At 48.7% G+C, this 236-nt stretch carries 1 pseudogene; it reads left to right on the top strand.

Features of this window, described 5'->3' with window-relative positions:
* Window positions 1-236: pseudogene (locus tag AAEY72_RS16315) on the top strand (DUF411 domain-containing protein); the annotation flags it as partial.

Here is a 236-nt window from a genome sequence, read left to right as displayed (position 1 = left end):
AACGCTGCTGCTGACTCAACACCAGCGACTGAGCCAACGACCGCTACGCAAACCGCGCAAACAGAGCAACCAAAAGCGGAAATAATACCTGTCAGTACTCATTCAGACACCCAGCCAACTATCCTAAAAAACATCTCAGCCACCGTTTATAAAGACGCTAATTGTGGCTGCTGTAAAGAATGGGTCGGTTATGCCGAAGGTCATGGCCTAAATGCAACCGCACAGAACGTTGAAGA

Source organism: Psychrobacter sp. W2-37-MNA-CIBAN-0211 (genome assembly GCF_040309405.1).
Taxonomy (GTDB): Bacteria; Pseudomonadota; Gammaproteobacteria; order Pseudomonadales; family Moraxellaceae; genus Psychrobacter; species Psychrobacter glaciei.
Note: the sequence above shows the minus strand (reverse complement) of the source record. Positions and strands in the feature narration are given on the sequence as shown.